This is a genomic window from Nonomuraea sp. CA-141351, from assembly GCF_050944675.1.
In the GTDB taxonomy this organism is placed as follows: domain Bacteria; phylum Actinomycetota; class Actinomycetes; order Streptosporangiales; family Streptosporangiaceae; genus Nonomuraea.
Genome location: NZ_CP191982.1, coordinates 12,286,236 through 12,303,572 on the forward strand (window position 1 = coordinate 12,286,236; position 17,337 = coordinate 12,303,572).

Genomic DNA, 17,337 nt, shown 5'->3' on the forward strand with positions numbered 1-17,337 from the left:
GCAACGGCTGTGCACGCGCACCCATGGAGAGGCAACCAGAGCGGGCGGCCGGAGCCACGCCTCGCCGCCGTCACCGGCTGGGACTCTTTCAACGGGCGGTGGGATCCGTCGCGGTGCGGTGGGGTGGGGTGCCGGCGGTTGCGAGGATCAGCGCGATCTCATCGTGGAGTGCCTCGGCCGGCCTCGGACGGAGGTGCTGCTGGACGATGGTGCCGAGCAGCCAGGACACCAGGGCGTGGGCGGTCCGGTCGGGGGCCTCCGGGGCGAGCTCGGCCACGAGGTCGAGCAGGAGGGTGTGGACCTGGCCCAGCATGCGGTCGGCCACGTCGAGGGATTCGCGCCGCCCCGCGTTGATCCAGTACTCGAACCAGAGGAACGCGGCGTGCGGCCTGTCGGCGAACGTGGTGAGGTAGGCGTCCACCACGCGCAGAAGCCGCTCGTACGGGTCGTCCGTCTCCCCCGAGACCCGCCGCAGGTCGTCGAGCATCGTGTCGACGTGCGCGGACACGGCACGGTCCACGATCTCGTTGATGTCTGTGAAGTAGTAGTGGATGGCGCTCTTCGTGAGCGGGCTGGCGTCGGCGACGGCGCGTGCCGTGCAGGCCGCCACGCCTTCGCGGGCGAGCACGTCTTTGGCCGCCTCGATGATCTGCTCCTGCTTGGCCCGCCGGTTGCCGTCGGTGTGCTTCGCCCTGCTCGCTGAGGATGCCGCCACAGCGGCCAGCGTACCTCACGCCTTGACGAGTTGGGACACGTGTCCTAAATTCAGGACACGTGTCCCAACTTACCGAGAGGGAGGGAAGCATGAGCCACCCGTTCGTCTTCATGGATCTCCGGACCACCGACCGCGAGCGATCCCGCAGCTTCTACAGCGAGCTGCTCGGATGGACGGTCACCGACGTGCCCGCCGGGCCTGACACCGTGCCGATGTTCACCGCCGGCGGCGCTCCGTGGGGTGGACTCACGCAGCTCGCCGAGAACGACGGGCGCCGCCCGCAGTGGATTCCCTACGCGCCTGTGGCGGACCTCGACCGGGCAGTGGAGCGGGCCGTCGACCTGGGCGCGACCGTGGTCCGGGCCCGGGTGGACCTTCCGCAAGGATCGGTCGCGGTGATCGACGATCCCACCAACGCGACTCTCGCGCTGTGGGAAGCCAGGCGATGACGCCCCGGTATTCGTGTGCCCTGCCGCCGAGCGCCGACGTCGTCGACAAGGCCCGGCTGGCCGAGCGGCTGGGCTACCACCGCGTCTGGGTGTTCGAGTCACCGGCCGTCTATGGCGACACCTGGGTCGCGCTGGCCCGCGTCGCGGAGGCGACCGAGCGCATCGGCCTGGCCACGGGAGTCGCGATCCCAGGGCTGCGGCACCCGATGGTGACGGCTTCGGCCGTGGCCTCGGTCGAGGAGCTGGCGCCCGGACGGCTGGTCGTCGCCTTCGGGACGGGCTACACCGGCCGGAGCACGCTGGGGCAGAGGCCCGTCACATGGGCGAAGCTGGAAGTCTATGTCCGGCAGGTGAGGGCGCTGCTGCGTGGTGAGGTGGTCGAGATCGACGGCCATCCGTGCCAGATGATGCACCTGCCCGGCTTCGCCCCGGACCGCCCGATCGGCGTGCCGGTGTGGGTCGCGGCCTCGGGGCCGAGGGGGTTCGGCGTGGCACGGGAGCTCGGCGTGCCCGGGGTGGTCGTGACCGCCGTCCCGGAGGAAGGCAACCAGGGCTGGGCCGACTTCGCGCTGCTGCGCTTCGGCACCGTTCTGGAGCCCGGCGAGGATCACACCAGCCCGCGCGTGGTCGAGGCGGCCGGTCCCGGTTACGCCAGCACCGTCCACGCCGTGTGGGAGCACGGGAAGGAGGCCGTCGATTCCGTGCCGGGCGGCGCCCGGTGGCGGGCGGCTCTCGAGGCGGACCGCCAGGAAGGCCTCCGCCATCTCGTCGCCCACCAGGGCCATCTCTCGTCGCTGACCGACCGGGACCGCGACCTGGTCGCCGCCACCGGGCCGGCCTTCCTGCGCGCCGGCTGGAGCGGCGACGCCGCCTCGATCGGTGAACGAATCGGCAAATCCGCCGCGGCCGGCGTCACCGAGATCGTTTACGTGCCAGCCGGGCCCGATGTCGAGCGCGAACTACACGCCTTCGCGGCGGCCGCCCGTTCCTGAGCCCGAGATCATGGCCGTGCCGGGCCCTTCGCCCGGCGGGCCGGTCATGCACCTTCGCCCCACGGTCGACGACGCACGGCGGCCGACCACGCGCCGCAGCCAGGTCTTCGACCGGTATCGACAGGGACAGCCATGGCGCCACTGTGCGTCCAGCGGGTCAGCCGTGGCGCCGCCATGCGCACAGCAGGACAGCCATGGCACCCGCCGAGCGCGCAGCGGGCGAGCCGCCCAGGCGTACGGGCGCCTAGATGTCGACGTCTCCGCACACGTGCACCTCCACGCCGAGGCGGTGGAAGAAGGCGGCCTTCGCGACGAGCGCCTTGTCGGCCGTGGCGGCGTCGGGAGCGTAGGCGACCTGGGCGTGGTTGGCCTTGTGGCGGGCCATGAACTGGTCGCGGTCGATCCCGTGGTGGACGACGTGCGCGATCGGCCACTCCGGGTTGGTCGCCGCCCACCGCCGCTCGGTCTCCTCATCGGGCAGTTCCACGACGGAGGCGCGGCCGATGTCGAGCTGGAGCCGGGCGTCGGCGATGTAGAGCCGGGACCAGACGATCTCGCCCGGCCTGCTCACGCCCTTGATCGTGCCGCCGCCGGCGGGGAAGTACATCGGGTTCTGCCGCCGGCTCACCGCGCCCGCGTACCCGCCCTTCAGGTGGGACGGCGGCACCGAGCCGGAGATCTCGTAGACCCAGACGAAGTCGTCGCCGTACTGCTCGCCCCAGCGCACGTCGTGCAGCGTGGTGGCGGGGTCGAGGCCCATGGCCGTCCACACCCTGTTGGTGATCAGCGCGTCCACGGCCACGCCCTCGTCGGCCTCGTTGAAGTGCGGCAGCGGGGCGCCGTCGTAGAGCACGCGGGTGCCGTCGCGGCTGGTCACCGGCGGGCGGACGACGTTGTTGAGCAGCCCTTCCGCCAGGTCGGACGCCGGAGTGAGGTCCTTCAGTCCCTGCTGGTACTGGATCCCGACGGCGTCGAGGCCGAAGTCGTCGGCGATCCGCAGCGCGGCGACGTACATCTTGAGCTGCTCGTGCAGCTGCCGGTCGGTGAGCTCGGTGGCCTCGTCGGAGCCGGTGGCGAAGCGCATCCCCGCGGCGTCGAGCCACTCGCGCGCGGCCTTGGCCTCGACGTCCGGCACCTTGAGCATCTCGGCGTAGAGGGCGCTCTGCGACAGCCGCTCCTTGAAGATGCCGAGGGGGTTGAGCAGCTCGTCGTCGATGATCGCGTTGTACATGCCCATGCAGCCCTCGTCGAACACGCCGACGATGGCCTTGTCACGCAGCAGTTCCTCGGCCAGCGCGAGGCCCAGCTCGGACTCGGGGCCGGCCGGCAGCGGCGGCAGCGGGCGGACGTGGGAGGAGTCGTGCACGATGTAGCCGGTCTGCACCCAGCTCGCGATGCCGTCCAGGAAGTAGCGGTCGGTGAAGTCGACCGACCAGATCGTCGAGTACGGGCGGCCCATCTTGGTCAGTCCCGCGTTGAGCCCGAGCAGGCCGACCAGTCCCGGCCACGTGCCGTCGAAGTTGGCGACGGTGAGGATCGGGCCCTGGTGGGTGCGGAGCCCGGCCAGCACGTGGTGGCTGTACTGCCACACGGCCTCGGCGACGATCAGCGGCGCGTCGGACGGGATGGTCTTGAAGACCTCCAGGCCCATCCGCTGGCTGTCGATGAAGCCGTGGCCCTTGGCGGGGTCCGCCTCGTGCGCGCGGACCACCGTCCAGCCGAGGTCGTCGAACGCCGAGGTGACCGCCTTTTCGAGGGCTTCCTGCGCGGCCCAGCCGGCGACGTTCGCCGACAGGCGCAGGTCTCCGCTGGCGATCAGGTACGCGGTGCGCGGCTCGGCGGGCCGCTCCTGGCGGGGTACGGGCATGCGGTACGTACTGGTCATTGCGGCTCCAGATCGGCGAGGGGCAGCCGGGCGAGAACGATTCCCCTGCGCTGCCAGGTGTAGGTGACGAGGAGGTGATCGGGGGTGAGGACGGCGGAGGGGTAGCTGTACTCGGCGACGCCGCCGGTGACGACCCCTGCGTCACCAGGCGCGAACCCGGGCCCGGTGCCGGGTTCCAGGAGCCGCGGCACGTCCGGATCGACAGCCACGACGCCGTCGTCCACGGTCGGTCCCGGGTGCCAGGTCAGCCCGTCGTCGTCCGACAGCGAGACCACGAGCGGGCAGCGGCTGCCCCACGACTCGGCGCTCGGATTGTGCACGCAGGCCACCCGTCCCGACGGCAGCGCGACCGCCGTGAGGCCGCTGTTGTTGTTGGGCAGGCCCGTGGGCTCGGCGGGCGTCCAGGCGCGCCCGCCGTCGCGGGAGACAGAGCGGTACGCCCGCCCCTCGGTGCTGCGCATCAGCGCGACGGGGCCGTCCGCGCCCCACCACAGCGCGGGCTGGATGTGCCCGGCACCGGCCAGCACGTCGTGGTCGACGGGGATCGGCGCGCGTGTCCAGCTCAGCCCTCCGTCGTCGGAGACGTCCACGAACGGGTCCCAGCGGGGCGGCTCACCCCACCGCTCCGTCGAGCCGGGCGCCAGCCAGCGCCGGCCCCCGGGAGCGAGCAGCGGCGGGTTCTTGACCGGGCCTCGGCCGCCGGAGCCGTCTCCGGAGACGAGCTCGCGCACCGGCTCCCACGTGGCGCCGGCGTCGTGCGAGCGGGTGACCAGCGTGACCCACTCGGAGATACGCTCGCCAGCCTTGCAGAACAGCCACAGCGCGCCGTCGGGCCCGGGCGCCAGCACCGGGTTCCAGTGCGCGACGTGCCTGCCGGTGTCCAGGGTGCGCAGCTCTCCGCCCCGGGCGATGCGGATGCGGTTGTCGGGCGTGCCCTCCCTGGTCCCTGCGAACCAGGCGACGACGGGAGCGCCGTCCACCACCGCGAGCGTGGACGCGTGGCACTGCGTCCAGCGGGGATCGTCAATGGTCACGAACTCCCGGTGGATCATCCCAGGACCGTCTCGGCCAGCCGCGCGATGTGCCGGCGCATGTCGGGGCCGATCTCGGGGGCGGGCATACGGAGTGCGCCCGTACCGCGTCCGAGGTGGCTCAGCGCCAGCTTGATTCCCTCCACGGTGCCGCCCAGCGCGGCCAGCACCTCGTCCACCCGGGCCTGCGCGGACCGTTCCGCGTCGGCGTCTCCGCTCGCCACGGAGTCGGCGAGCAGCGCGAACGGCTCGGGGAACGCCGCCGACAGCCCGGAGACGACCCCCGCGCCACCGCCCCGGACGACCTCGGCGAGCTTGGTGTCCGAGCCCGACCACAGCCGGGCGGAGTCCGGCAGCGCCGCGCGGTACTCCGCGAACCGCTCGGCCGCCAGGCCGCTCAGCTTGGCCCCGGCCAGCCCGGTCTCACCGGCGATCGCAGCGAAGTCGGCGGGCTCGACGACCACGCCGGAGCGCTCGCTGAAGAGGTAGCCGTAGACGGCGGCGGGACCCGCCGCCTCCGTCACAGCGGCGAAGTGCCTGAGCACGGCGCCGTTGTCGGCAGGCAGGTAGTACGGGGTCAGTGTGGCCAGCCTGCGCGCCCCGAGCGCCACGGCGTCGCGGGTCAGCGCCACCGCCTCCCGGGTGGCCGCGGCGCCGACGTGCACCACGACCCGCTCGGGACCGAACACGGCCAGCGCGATCTCGGCGACGGCACGGCGCTCCGCGCGGTCGAGCGCGGGGAACTCGCCGGTGGTGCCGCACACGAAGACACCGTCGACGCGGCGCGCGAGATCCGCGAAGTGGGCCTTGGTGGCGGCGTGGTCGAGCTCGCCGGCCTCGTCGAAGAGGGTCGGGACGGCGGCCAGGACTTCGGCGCGGGGCCGGATGTTCGCCGGCATGGCGGTGTTTTGTGGCATGGCAAAGCCTCGGTTCGTCGATGATGAGGCACGGCGATGCCTCGGTACGTCATTGATGGCAGGCGGACGGGACCCCGGGCGGACCCAGGGCAGAAGGGGGGCAGGTCAGAGGGCGGGCTGGGCGCGCTCCCGCTCGATCAGCGTCGCGCGGATCCGGGCGCAGGATCCGTCGAGGTGGGCGGTGAGTGCGGCCAGCGCGGCATCGACGTCGCCCGAGCGGACGATGTCCCTGAGGTCGGCGTGGTCCTGGGCGACGGGCACCAGGTCACGGTCGGTGTTGGTGATCTCCAGCACCGCCGCGAACAACGGCCGGTGCAGCGCCCAGGTGGCGGTGAGCCAGCGGTTGTCGCCGATCGTGTAGAAGCCGCTGTGGAAGTCGAGGTCGGCGGCGGCGAACTTGGCGGCGTCGGAGCCGTCGGCCGCGGCCCGCATCTGCTCGACCGCCTCGTCGATCGCGGACCAGTCGGCGGCGTCGAGGCGCGCGACGGCCTCCTTGATGGCCAGGCTCTCGAGTGCGCCACGAAGCGCGTAGAGTTCACGAAGGTCCTGGTCAGACAGGCCGCGGACGAAGACGCCCCGCCTGCGCGTCTCCACCAGCCCCTCGATCTCCAGCTGGCGAAGCGCGTCACGGACCGGCCCGCGGCTCACTCCGAATTGCTCCGCGATCCGGCCCTCGACCAGGTGCGTGTCCACGCTGAGCTCGCCACGCACGATGAGCGAGCGAAGCTGGGCGAGCAGCTGATCTCCGAGCGGTGGATTGCGCAACGGATTGGTGATCGACACCTGCTCTCCTCTCGTGAGTCTCCGCCCGACCGGAGACTATCCCGCACAACTGCATACGGTCAACGTTAACGGATGACTGTTGACGGTTAACCGTCATCCAAGTAATAGTGTGCGACAACTGAACCACTGCGGAAACAGAAAGCCGCCAGCAGAAAGGGAGGCGCCATGGTCGCGACCCTTCCGAAGACAGATGCCCGCTACACCTGGAAGGTCACGGCCTCCAGCTTCCTCGGCAACACGCTGGAGTACTACGACTTCCTCGTCTACGGAACAGCCGCCGCCGTCGTCTTCCCGAAGGTGTTCTTCCCCGACGCCAGCGGCTTCGTGGCCACGCTCTCCGCATTCGGCACCTTCGCCGTCGGATTCCTCGCCAGGCCGTTGGGCGGGCTGTTCTTCGGGAGCCGGGGCGACCGGCACGGCCGCAAGTCCACCCTGATGGTCACGCTCACCCTGATGGGACTCAGCACCATCCTCATCGGACTGCTGCCGGGATTCGGCACGATCGGGATCTGGTCACCCGTCCTGCTGGTGGCGCTGCGGTTGCTGCAGGGGTTCGCGGTCGGCGGCGAGTGGGGCGGCTCGATGATCATCGTGCTGGAGTCGGCACCGCCGAACCGCCGCGGATTCTTCAGCGCCTGGCCCAACACCGGCGGGTTCTCCGCACAGATCCTCATCACCGGGATCTTCGCGTACGTCTACACGCTCCCCGACGATCAGCTGCTGAGCTGGGGCTGGCGGATCCCGTTCCTGCTGTCGGCCGTGGTCCTCGTCGTGACGTTCTGGATGCGGCGCAGCCTGCACGAGACACCGGTCTTCACCAAGGCTGTGGCCGCGGACCAGGAGAGCGGGACGGCCGCCGCGGAGGCCGAGCGCCCCAAGCGCGGGCCCATCCGTACGATCTTCGTGGACGACTGGCGCAACCTGCTGCTGATCATCGGCCTGCGGTTCGCCGAGTCCGTGCCGTACTTCCTGCTCACGGTGTTCGCGCTGTCCTACGGCACCAGCGCGCTCGGCCTCGAGAAGACCCAGCTGAACAACGCGATCCTCATCGCCGCCGTGCTCTCCTTCGTCAGCCACGGCGTGTTCGCCGCGATCTCCGACCGCGTCGGGCGGCGGCCGATCTACTTCTTCGGCGCCGTCGTGGTGTTCGTGATGGCCTTCCCGTTCTTCGCCATGCTGCACAGCGGGTCGATGGTGCTGATCGTGCTCGGGTACGTGCTGATCCTCAACTTCGGGCACAACGCCATCAACGCCATCCAGCCGGCGTTCTTCGCCGAGTTGTTCCCCGCCGAGCGCCGCTACACGGGCGCCGCGGCGGGCCGCGAGATCGCCTCCATCTTCGCGGGCGGCCTGACCCCGTTCATCGCCACGGCGCTGGCCGGTCAGGACGGCTCCCGCTGGCCGCTGGTCGCCGCGTACGTCATGATCGGCGCCCTGATCACGATGTTCGCGGTGTACAAGGCGCCGGAGTCCTTCCGCCGCGACCTCAGCGCCACGGGCGAGACCGTGCGCTGATCAGGGCTCGTACGCCCCCGGCCGGGTGCGGGCGATGTGCTTCATGAGCGTGATGAGCACATGCATGCACGAGGGGCGTTTGCGCGCGTCGCACTCGATGAGCGGGACCTCGGGCGACAGCGCGAGCGCCTCGCGCACGGCGTCCAGCGAAGGGCCGTCGGCGAAGCGGTTGACGGCGACGACGAACGGCGTCCGGTGGCGCTCCAGCCAATCGATGGAGTACCAGGAGTCCTGCAGGCGCCGAGTGTCCACCAGGACGACCGCGCCGAGGCTGCCGGCGAACAGCTGGTCCCACCCGAACCAGAAGCGCTGCTGCCCCGGCGCGCCGAACAGGTACAGCACCTTGCCGGCGGTCACCGTGATCCGGCCGAAGTCGAAGGTGACCGTCGTGGTGGTCTTGGCCCGCACCCGGCCGGCGTCGTCGACGGCCTCGCCGGCCTGGGTCATGATCTCTTCGGTGCTGAGCGGGCGGATCTCGCTCACCGAGCCGACCATGGTCGTCTTGCCCACGCCGAAGCCACCGACGATCACGATTTTCAGCGCGTCGACTGCGGTTTCTCGTACGTCACCAGAGGTAGTGGAAGGCACTTCGCCGGGTCCGTCGAGGTACGTCTTCTTGCATTGGGGGGTCCTCAGGGCGGAGGCGGTCAGGCATGGCCTAAGCCCCGCGACTTACTGTGTCTGCTTCACGACAGTGTGCGAACATGAACAACACTCACCGTAGCATCACGAGTACCACAAGAACAGACAACCGCCCTGAAACCGGTCACCCGTAACAGAACATCGTCACACCTCCTCAGCCACCCCCAGGTACATCACCCTCGGGTTCGAGGGGTTGAAGGCGATGGAGGTGACCCGGTCATAGGAGTTGTGGTTGATGGTGACCCGGTTCAGCCGGGAGTCGTACTTGTAGATGTCCGTGCCGATGCCCGACCACCCCGTGCCGAAGTCGAAATAGAGCACGCCCGGGTCCGTCGGGTGCGGGACGAGCAGCGGACCGTTGACAAGTGTGACCCCGTCGCCCTGGTCCACGACGCGGGTGAAGCGCCGGCCGCCGTCATCCGACCGGTAGATGTGCCGGCCGCCGGACGGCGCACCCGCCTCCGACTCGGCGATGTCGAGCCCCATCGCGTACACGACGTTCGGGGCGGCCGGGGAGATCGCGGCGCTGAACACGTTGATCTTGTTGCCGGTCTGGGTCAGGCCGCTGGACGTGGTCCAGGTGCGGCCGCCGTCGAAGGTGACGCGGGCGCCGGTGTCCGACGCGCCCAGCACCACGTGGTCCAGGTCGTACGGGTCGAACACCGCGGTGTAGACCATGAGCAGGTCGCTCTGCGGCCACGCGGGCACGCCGATGGGCTGCCACGTACGCCCGCCGTCCCCCGAGTCGTACAGCCGGCCGGAACCGTCGGCCACCCGCAGGTGGTCGCCGCGGCGCCGGTCCGTGCCGAGGCCGACCAGCTCGCCGGCTGGTGAGGTGAGCGGGGTGACGCCGCCGGGCGTCGCGAGCGTGATGTCGCCGTCGCGGTCCCAGGCGTAGGCCAGGCCGTCCCGAGCCGCGGCCAGCTCGATGTGCCTGCCGCTCACCTCGCCGGCCGCCGTCCAGGTGCAGCCCGCGTCCTTCGAGCTCAGCAGCTGGTTGTTGGACATGGCGAGCAGTTCGTTCGGACGGTCGAGTGCGACGAGTCCGGTGGTGTAGACGACCGGCCGCAGCACCTGGCTGGTGGATGCGATCGTCCTGCCGTCGTTCCGCGTGTACGTCACCGACCCGTCGCCAGTGACCGTATGGCAGCTCGGCTGACGCCAGCCTGCGAGGCCGTCGCCGGCGGGATCGTCTCCCGCGACGGCGGGCGTGGCGGCCGACAGGACCGCCAACGCGGTCGCGAGTCCGATAGTTAATGCCTTCTTCAACACTGCCTCCCCGACAAGCCGGTCTTACGGACTCCGTCCTATCGGTGAGCGGAGCGCCCGGGCTAGCTCAAATGACGGCAGGTTTGTGCCATTGCAGGTATCTGACACACTGATGGATCATGAACACGGACGACAACGCGCTCGCGGCGGTCGGAGTAGACGCAGAAGACGAGCGGCTCTACCGAGACCTGCTGCGCCGGCCGCGTACCACGCTGCCAGAGCTGGCCGCGCGCACCGGCCGTACCACGGTGGCCCTGCGCCGGGCCTTCTCCAGGCTCGAGGCGCTCGGCCTGGTCAGCCGCATGGCGGGCCGTCCTGTCCGGTACGTGCCGACCAGGCCCGACGTGGCGGTGGCCGCCCTCATCTCCCGCCGCGAAGAGGGGCTGGCCCAGGCGCGGCTGGCCGCGCTCACGCTGCTCGCCGAGACACCGCGGACGGAGAACCTGGCTCCCGAGGAGCTGGTCGAGGTCGTGCAGGGTCAGGCGGCCGTGGTGCAGCGCTTCACACAGCTGCAGCAGATCGCGACCGAGGAGCTCCTGGTGCTGGACCGGCCACCGTACGCCCAGGACCCCACCCAGCAGAACGCCGCCGAGATGGATCGCCTCGCGCACGGCCTCCTGATACGCGGCATCTATGACGCCTCGGCGCTGGAGATCCCCGGCAAGCTGCGCCTCGCCCAGGAGTCGGCGGCGGCCGGAGAGCAGGCCAGGGTCAGCCCCGAGGTGCCGATGAAGCTGGCCATCGCCGACAGGAAGACCGCGATCCTGCCGCTGAGCACCGACGCCTCCGCCTACGCCGACAGCGCGGTCATCGTGCACTCCTCGACGTTGCTCGACGCGCTGGTCACCCTGTTCGAGGTCCTGTGGCGGTCGGCGCTGCCGCTGCCGCTCAAGCCCCTGGCGGCCTCCCCCTCCCCCGCGGACCTGCCGGATCCGGAGCTGTTCGCGCTGCTGGCGGCCGGGCTCAAGGACGAGGCCGTGGCGCGTCAGCTCGGGGTGAGCCTGCGTACCGTGCACCGGCGGGTCAGCGAGCTGATGGACCGGCTGGGCGCCCGCACCCGGTTCCAGGCCGGGCTGCTCGCCGCGCGCCGCGGCTGGTGGGGTACGGACTCCTGATACTCACCGGGCGTCGCCACAGGCCATCAGGTGGGCCGCCGCCAGTGACCGCCATGGGCGCCACCGTTCCCGGCAGGTGGCGGGGCCGAGGCCGAGGTCGGCCAGCGCGGCGCGGAGGGACGCGTCGCCCAGCGGGAACGCCTCCCGGCTCCCGAGCCGGAAGGCCAGGTCGTGGCGCAGGTCGTGATCGGCGTAGGACAGAGTGGCCAGGGCGTCCAGGCTGGTGCCGTGGTCGAGCGCCCCGTGGCCACGGGCGACGTCGGCCGCCAGCAGTCCGATCAAGGCCGCTTCCTCCTCGGTGACCTCGGCCTGGACGATCGCGGCGGCGTCGGGGAACGTGTGCGTGAGGCCGCCGGGCAGCCCGGGCACCCTCGCCCCCAGCCTGGTCACGAGCGCCCCCAGCCGGTCCGCCGCCTCCCGCGGGGTCCTGCCGCGCCCGAGCACGGCCCGGACGCCGGCCTCCTGAGCGCCCCACGCCGCCGGCACGGCGAGCCCGGGGCGCGCCCGCACCAGCGGGCCGAGCACCGGGTCAGCCGACAGCGCCGCCACCCCAGCCGTGTGGTCGGCGTCCACGCCGAGCATCCGCCCCACCTGCCCCACCACGTGGATCAGCCCCTCCCAGTACGGCAGGTGAGCGCGGAGCAGCAGGTGCCCGTCGTCGCCCGGCGACACCTCCAGCACCCCCGGTGCGCCGTCCACGGTGATCGTGCGGCGGTAGGTGTCACCGTCCACCTCCTCGACCCCCGGCACGGCCCGTACGCCGAGGAAGTCCCGCACGGCCGTCCAGTCGTAACCGGGCACGAACGGCAGCCGCAGCACCAGCCCGCCGTCGGCGACCAGCCGGTCGGCACGGCGCCGCCGGTCGCGCAGGTCGGTCGGCGAGGCCCGGAACACCTCCCGCATGGTCCTGTTGAACTGCCGCAGGCTCCCGAACCCCGAGGCGAAGGCCACGTCCAGCACCGTCAGATCGGTGTCGTCCAGGAGGCGCCGGGCGAAGTGCGCCCGCCGCGAACGGGCGAGCTGGTCCGGGGTCGCCCCGAGGTGCTTGATGAACAGCCGGCGCAGGTGCCGCGGCGACATGCCCATCCGCGCCGCCAGCCCCGCCTCGGTGCCGTCGTCCAGCACACCGTCGATGATCAGCTGCCACGCCCGGCACACCAGTTCGGGTGCGCCCGCCGCGATCGGCGCGGCCACCCGGTAGGGCCGGCAGCGCAGGCACGCCCGGAACCCGGCGGCCTCGGCGACGGCCGGGTGCTCGTACGTGCGCGTGTTGCGGGCCAGCGGCTTGGCGCCGCACCCCGGCCGGCAGTAGATGCCGGTGGTGACGACGGCGGAGTACGTGGTCATGCCCTAGGTTTACGTCACCCGCGGCCCGTCCACCGGCCGAATTCGGACACGGTCACCGGCGGGGCCGGGAAGCGGCTGGACCCGGACACGGTCACCCGCGAGTGGCCTGGAGGCGGCTGGAGAAGTTGACGCTGATCCGCACGCCTGCCGGAGCGGCCTGCTTGGGCACGCAGTGCCGCCAGTCACGCTGGCACCTGCCGCCCATCACCACCAGGTCCCCGGAGGCCGGCGTCAGCACGACGCTGCGCCCTCCGGTCCTCGGTTTGAGCAGGAACCGCCGGGTCGCGCCGAGGCTCAGGACCGGGACGACGCATTCGTCCCGCTTGCAGGTCTGCCAGTCGCCGTGCCAGCCGGTGCTGTCGCGGTGGTCGCGGTAGAGGTTGATCCAGAGCCCGTCGTACGGCACCCCGTAGTGCTCCGACAGCGCGGCGGTGATCGCGAGCAGCAAGGGCTCCGGCACGTCGGCCAGGTCCGTGTACTCGGCGGTGAGCCGGGGCTCGGCGTACTTCTTGTCGAACATCCACCGGTCGCGCTGCTCCCACCCGGCCTTCGCCGACAGCGATTCGAGCAGCCGCCGGCTGCCGCGCAGCCAGCCTGGGACGTGTTCGACCCAGGAGGTGGCGTCGAGCTGGACACGGCGCGCGGCGGCGAACGTGGGATCGAACCGCGGCTCCTCCGCAGCCGGGTCCGTCTCCAGGAAGAGCGGCGGTTGCAACGTGGACCTCCCGATGTCGCGTACCCGAGCCATGGTGGACGCGGGCCTCGGGACGAGTCCGGCCAGATACGGACAACACCGGTCGGTGTCTAGCTCATGAACCCCGTGCGCCAGGTGGAGTGCCGGGGCGTCCACCCGAGAGAGCGGGCGAGGGTGTTGTCGGCGCCGCGCTGCCAGTCGGCCCGCCCGCCGGTGGGAGCGGGGGCGGGAGCCCCGACGGCGGCGGCCAGCGCGGGCAGCCACTCGCGGGCGGGCGCGGGCTCGTCGTCCACGATGTTGACGGTCCCGCGCGGCCAGCGGAGCGCCGCGACGGTGGCGCTTGCCGCGTCCTCGACGTGCACGAAAGAGGTGACCGCGTCGTCGGCCGCCAGGTCACCGAGGAAGACCGAGGCCGGGTCGTCGGTGGGGCCGCCGTTACGCAGCACGTCCGCCACGAGGCCACCGGGCCGGTACCACGTGCCCGGTCCGTAGAAGAGGCCGTAGCGGAGCACGACGTGCTCGTCCAGCTCGGTGACGGCCTCCTCCAGGGCCTGGATGCCGCCGATCACGTTCGAGCGCGGGGCGGGCGCGGTCACGTCCAGGGGCGTGTCCTCCGTGGCCGGGCCGTCGCCCGGCGCGTAGGCCCAGGCGATGGACTGGGCGACGATGCGGGACACACCGGCGAGCTTCGCGGCGTCGACCAGGTTGCGGGTGCCGATCCTTCGGATGCGGCCGTTGTCGGCGGGGTTGCCGCCGTTCAGCGCGGTCAGCTGGTGAACGATCGCGTCAGGGGACGCGTCGGCCACCGCGCGGGCGACCGCATCGGCGTCGAAGACGTCCAGCCGCACGGCGGTGGCACCCTGGGCGCGCAGCCGGTCGAGGCCGGATTCGGTACGGGAGGTGCCCGTGACGCGGTGACCGGCCTCGATCAGCTGGGGGACGAGGTAGCGGCCGATGGCGCCCGCGGCGCCTGCGACGAAGACATGCATGATGGTTCCTCAGGTTATGAGACGCGAACGGTGGCGGGAGCGGGCGGGCCCGCACGCCAGCGCCATGAGCAGGCTCAGGCCACGGGAAAGCCCCTGTTGATCGACACTCACCCGGCCAGGCTAGGGGGCGATCGTCCCATTACTATGGACCAGTTGTCGGCCGGGAAATTGGACCAATTTGATGGCGGAGACACTTGGGCCCGAGCTCCCGCTGGACCTGTCCGGCTGGGGTTCCCGCCGCAGGGCGCTGGAGGAGGCGTTGCGGACCGCGATCCGCGGCGGGCGGCTCGTGGCAGGGGCGCGCCTGCCCTCGAGCCGGGATCTCGCCGCCCAGCTCGGGCTCTCGCGGGGGACGGTGACGCAGGCGTACGAGCAGTTGGTCGCCGAGGGCTGGCTGACGGCGCGGCAGGGCTCGGGCACCCGCGTGGCGGAGGGCACCGCGGAGTCCCGAGTCGCGGAAGGCACGGCGGAGGCGGTCGCTCTGAGAGCTTCGCCGCGTCATGACCTGCGGCCCGGGCGCCCGGACGCGTACGCGTTCCCCCGCCAGGCGTGGGCCCGTGCGATGCGGCACGTCCTGAGGGAGGCGCCGACCGAGGTGTTCGGCTTCGGCGACCCGCGGGGGCGGATCGAGCTGCGTACAGCCCTGGCGTCGTATCTCGGCCGGACGCGCGGCGTACGGATCGACCCGGCGAACCTGATCGTGTGCTCGGGCTACACGCAGGCGCTCGGCCTGCTGGCGGAGGTCTTCGCCGAGCTGGGCGTGCGCACCGCGGGGATGGAGGACCCGGCCACCGACGACCATGTCCGCCTGCTCGCCGGCCGCCTGCGCGTCGCCGACATCCCCGTCGACTGCGCGGGCCTGCGCGTGGACGCGTTGCGCGCGTCGGGCGCCGAGGTGGCCGTCTGCACCCCGGCGCACCAGTTCCCGCTGGGGATGAGCATGGCGCCGGAGCGCCGGTCCGAGCTGCTGGCGTGGGCGGACGACAGCCTCGGGTGGATCGTCGAGGACGACTACGACGGCGAGTTCCGCTACGACCGGCATCCGATCGCCGCGCTCCAGTCCCGCCGCCCGTCCCGCATCGTGTACGTCGGCTCGACCAGCAAGACCATCGGCCCCGCCGTACGACTGGGCTGGATCGCCTGCCCGCCCCTGTTGCTGGAGCCCCTGACGGAGGCCAAACGCCGGGCCCGCGAGACCCACCCCCTGGACCAGCTGGCACTCACGCGCATGATCGACGTGGGCGACTACGACCACCACCTGCGAACCGTGCGCCGCGGTTACCGGCGACGCCGGGACACTCTGGTCGCGGCCGTACGATCCGGCCTGCCGGGCGCCCGCGTCCGCGGCATCGACGCGGGCCTGCACGCCGTGCTCGAACTCCCCTCGGGCCTTACGGAGCAGGCCGCCCTGGAGGCGTTGCGCGCGGCCTCGGTCGACACCCATTCGCTCGGCCGGTACGCGCGCGGCGACCGTCACCCGCCATCGCTGGTCGTCGGATACGCCACGCCACCGGCCCACGCCTACCCGGCCGCCCTCGACGCGCTGATCCGCGGGCTCGGGTGAGACATCGTCGAACTCTTTTTCGATTACACTGCTGGCCATGCCGAACCCCCTGGCCCTCAGCCTGGAGACCGCGCGACGGCTGGCCGTGACGTGTCAGCACCTGGCCGGGCCGCGGCCCGGCGGCGACGTCGACGGGCTGCGGCAGGTGCTGCGCACGTTGCGGTGCCTGCAGCTCGACCCGATCAACGTGGTGGCCCGCAGCCACCTGCTGGTGCTCTGGAGCCGGGTCGGGGCCTACGACCCCGCAGGCCTCGACGCGCTGCTGTGGAAGGAGCGGTGGCTCTTCGAATACTGGGCGCATGCCGCGTCCATCGTGCTGGCGGAGGACTATCCGATCCACCACGTCATGATGCGCGGCTACCCACGGGGAGAGTCGACCTACGCGCAGCGGGTCCGCGACTGGCTCACGGCCAACGACGAGCTGCGTCAGCACGTGCTCGACCGGTTACGCGAGGCGGGGCCGCTGCCGCCCGGGGCGTTCGAGGGCCGCGTGAGCGTGGCCTGGCAGTCCACCGGGTGGACCAACGGCCGCGGCGTCGAGCGGATGCTCGACTTCCTGTGGTTCCAGGGCCAGATCATGGTCGCGGGGAGGGCGGGCCGCACACGCCAGTGGGACCTGGCCGAGCGCTGGCTGCCCACGTGGGCGTCCGGCGCCGCCCCGCTGCCGCGGCGGGAGGCGGTGTCGCTGGCGGCCGAGCACGCCCTGCGTGCGCTGGGCGTGGCCCGTGCCGCCGACATCGAGCGCCACTTCATCCGCGACCGCTATCCCGGCCTCGCCGAGATCCTGCAGGAGCTGGAGCACTCGGGCCACGTCGTGCCCGCCGAGGTCGAGGGCGGGCCGGAGCGCTGGTACGTGCACCGCGACGCCCTGGGCCTGCTCGATCAGGACTGGCAGCCGCGCACCACGCTGTTGTCGCCGTTCGACAACCTCATCTGCGACCGGGCCCGCACCGTGCGGCTGTGGGGCTTCGAGTTCCGCACGGAGATGTACGTGCCCAAGCACAAGCGGCAGTACGGCTACTACATCATGCCGATCCTGCACGGCGAGCGGCTGGTCGGGCGCCTCGTGCCGCGTCTTGACCGCCGCCGGGGCGTGCTGGAGATCGAGGGTGTGTTCCCGGAGCCGGGCTTCCCGGGCGACGAGGCGTCCGTCCGGGCCATCGGCGCGGCGATCGCGGAGCTTGCCGCGTTCGCCGGAGCACGCGAGGTCTCCTACGCCGACACCGTTTCAGCGCCATGGCGGTCCAGCCCAAGATCCCGCGAATTACCGACAATCGCCCCCAATTAGGGGCATGCTAAGGACCTGCAAGCACGAGCCTCGATCATCACGAAAGCCGCGATCATTCACCCCATCCCCGTCGGCACCACCTGGCGATGGATCCTTCAGGGGCGCCTGACCAGCGCCTCCGCTCCATCGCCCGCGCGACGGT

16 protein-coding genes are annotated in these 17,337 nt (G+C 71.7%); 6 read left to right on the forward strand and 10 right to left on the reverse strand.

Annotation, left to right across the window (positions count from 1 at the left end; all coding sequences use genetic code 11):
- Window positions 1-88: 88 nt before the first annotated feature.
- On the reverse strand, window positions 89-715 hold the full coding sequence (locus tag ACQPWU_RS57805; protein WP_433435575.1) for a TetR/AcrR family transcriptional regulator: 627 nt from the start codon (window positions 713-715) through the stop codon (window positions 89-91).
- 89 nt (window positions 716-804) lie between these two features.
- Here ACQPWU_RS57805 and ACQPWU_RS57810 point away from each other — a divergent pair, with 89 nt between their 5' ends.
- On the forward strand, window positions 805-1,164 hold the full coding sequence (locus ACQPWU_RS57810) for a VOC family protein (protein WP_433435576.1): 360 nt from the start codon (window positions 805-807) through the stop codon (window positions 1,162-1,164).
- Entirely contained in the window at window positions 1,161-2,156 is a 996-nt protein-coding gene (locus ACQPWU_RS57815; protein ID WP_433435577.1) for an LLM class flavin-dependent oxidoreductase, read from the forward strand. Before ACQPWU_RS57810 ends, ACQPWU_RS57815 begins: the two co-directional genes overlap by 4 nt.
- Window positions 2,157-2,400: 244 nt before the next feature.
- Here ACQPWU_RS57815 and ACQPWU_RS57820 read toward each other — a convergent pair whose 3' ends face one another.
- From ACQPWU_RS57820 to ACQPWU_RS57835, 4 genes are all read right to left on the reverse strand, one after another.
- Complete coding sequence (locus ACQPWU_RS57820; protein WP_433435578.1) at window positions 2,401-4,041, reverse strand: hypothetical protein; 1,641 nt, start codon at window positions 4,039-4,041, stop codon at window positions 2,401-2,403.
- Window positions 4,038-5,093, reverse strand: a complete 1,056-nt coding sequence (locus ACQPWU_RS57825) for an exo-alpha-sialidase (RefSeq protein ID WP_433435579.1) — start codon at window positions 5,091-5,093, stop codon at window positions 4,038-4,040. Before ACQPWU_RS57825 ends, ACQPWU_RS57820 begins: the two co-directional genes overlap by 4 nt.
- Complete coding sequence (locus ACQPWU_RS57830) at window positions 5,090-5,989, reverse strand: dihydrodipicolinate synthase family protein (RefSeq protein WP_433435580.1); 900 nt, start codon at window positions 5,987-5,989, stop codon at window positions 5,090-5,092. The genes ACQPWU_RS57825 and ACQPWU_RS57830 overlap by 4 nt, the downstream gene beginning before the upstream one ends.
- Window positions 5,990-6,094: 105 nt before the next feature.
- Window positions 6,095-6,772, reverse strand: a complete 678-nt coding sequence (locus ACQPWU_RS57835) for a GntR family transcriptional regulator (RefSeq protein ID WP_433435581.1) — start codon at window positions 6,770-6,772, stop codon at window positions 6,095-6,097.
- 165 nt (window positions 6,773-6,937) lie between these two features.
- Here ACQPWU_RS57835 and ACQPWU_RS57840 point away from each other — a divergent pair, with 165 nt between their 5' ends.
- Window positions 6,938-8,287: an MFS transporter gene (locus ACQPWU_RS57840; protein WP_433435582.1), complete on the forward strand. Its 1,350-nt coding sequence runs from the start codon at window positions 6,938-6,940 to the stop codon at window positions 8,285-8,287.
- On the opposite strand, the gene ACQPWU_RS57845 is transcribed toward ACQPWU_RS57840, so the two are convergent.
- Both ACQPWU_RS57845 and ACQPWU_RS57850 read right to left on the reverse strand, forming a co-directional pair.
- Window positions 8,288-8,875, reverse strand: a complete 588-nt coding sequence (locus ACQPWU_RS57845; protein WP_433435583.1) for a GTP-binding protein — start codon at window positions 8,873-8,875, stop codon at window positions 8,288-8,290.
- Between the two features lie 198 nt (window positions 8,876-9,073).
- Entirely contained in the window at window positions 9,074-10,198 is a 1,125-nt protein-coding gene (locus tag ACQPWU_RS57850) for a hypothetical protein (protein WP_433435584.1), read from the reverse strand.
- Window positions 10,199-10,317: 119 nt separating this feature from the next.
- Between ACQPWU_RS57850 and ACQPWU_RS57855 the strand changes: the two genes are divergently transcribed.
- On the forward strand, window positions 10,318-11,313 hold the full coding sequence (locus tag ACQPWU_RS57855; protein ID WP_433435585.1) for a helix-turn-helix transcriptional regulator: 996 nt from the start codon (window positions 10,318-10,320) through the stop codon (window positions 11,311-11,313).
- Between the two features lie 3 nt (window positions 11,314-11,316).
- Here the strand turns inward: ACQPWU_RS57855 and ACQPWU_RS57860 are convergent, their stop codons facing one another.
- The 3 genes from ACQPWU_RS57860 to ACQPWU_RS57870 all read right to left on the reverse strand — a co-directional run bounded on the left by ACQPWU_RS57860 (window position 11,317) and on the right by ACQPWU_RS57870 (window position 14,343).
- Window positions 11,317-12,660: a bifunctional transcriptional activator/DNA repair enzyme AdaA gene (locus ACQPWU_RS57860; RefSeq protein WP_433435586.1), complete on the reverse strand. Its 1,344-nt coding sequence runs from the start codon at window positions 12,658-12,660 to the stop codon at window positions 11,317-11,319.
- A 91-nt stretch (window positions 12,661-12,751) separates the two neighbouring features.
- A complete protein-coding gene (locus tag ACQPWU_RS57865) occupies window positions 12,752-13,375 on the reverse strand; it encodes an alpha-ketoglutarate-dependent dioxygenase AlkB (protein WP_433435587.1) in 624 nt (207 codons plus the stop codon).
- Window positions 13,376-13,464: 89 nt separating this feature from the next.
- Window positions 13,465-14,343, reverse strand: coding sequence for an NAD-dependent epimerase/dehydratase family protein (locus ACQPWU_RS57870; protein WP_433435588.1), 879 nt, complete (start codon window positions 14,341-14,343; stop codon window positions 13,465-13,467).
- A gap of 181 nt (window positions 14,344-14,524) precedes the next feature.
- Here ACQPWU_RS57870 and ACQPWU_RS57875 point away from each other — a divergent pair, with 181 nt between their 5' ends.
- Both ACQPWU_RS57875 and ACQPWU_RS57880 read left to right on the forward strand, forming a co-directional pair.
- Entirely contained in the window at window positions 14,525-15,907 is a 1,383-nt protein-coding gene (locus ACQPWU_RS57875) for a PLP-dependent aminotransferase family protein (protein WP_433435589.1), read from the forward strand.
- A gap of 37 nt (window positions 15,908-15,944) precedes the next feature.
- Complete coding sequence (locus ACQPWU_RS57880; protein ID WP_433435590.1) at window positions 15,945-17,195, forward strand: winged helix-turn-helix domain-containing protein; 1,251 nt, start codon at window positions 15,945-15,947, stop codon at window positions 17,193-17,195.
- The last annotated feature ends 142 nt before the right edge of the window (window positions 17,196-17,337 follow it).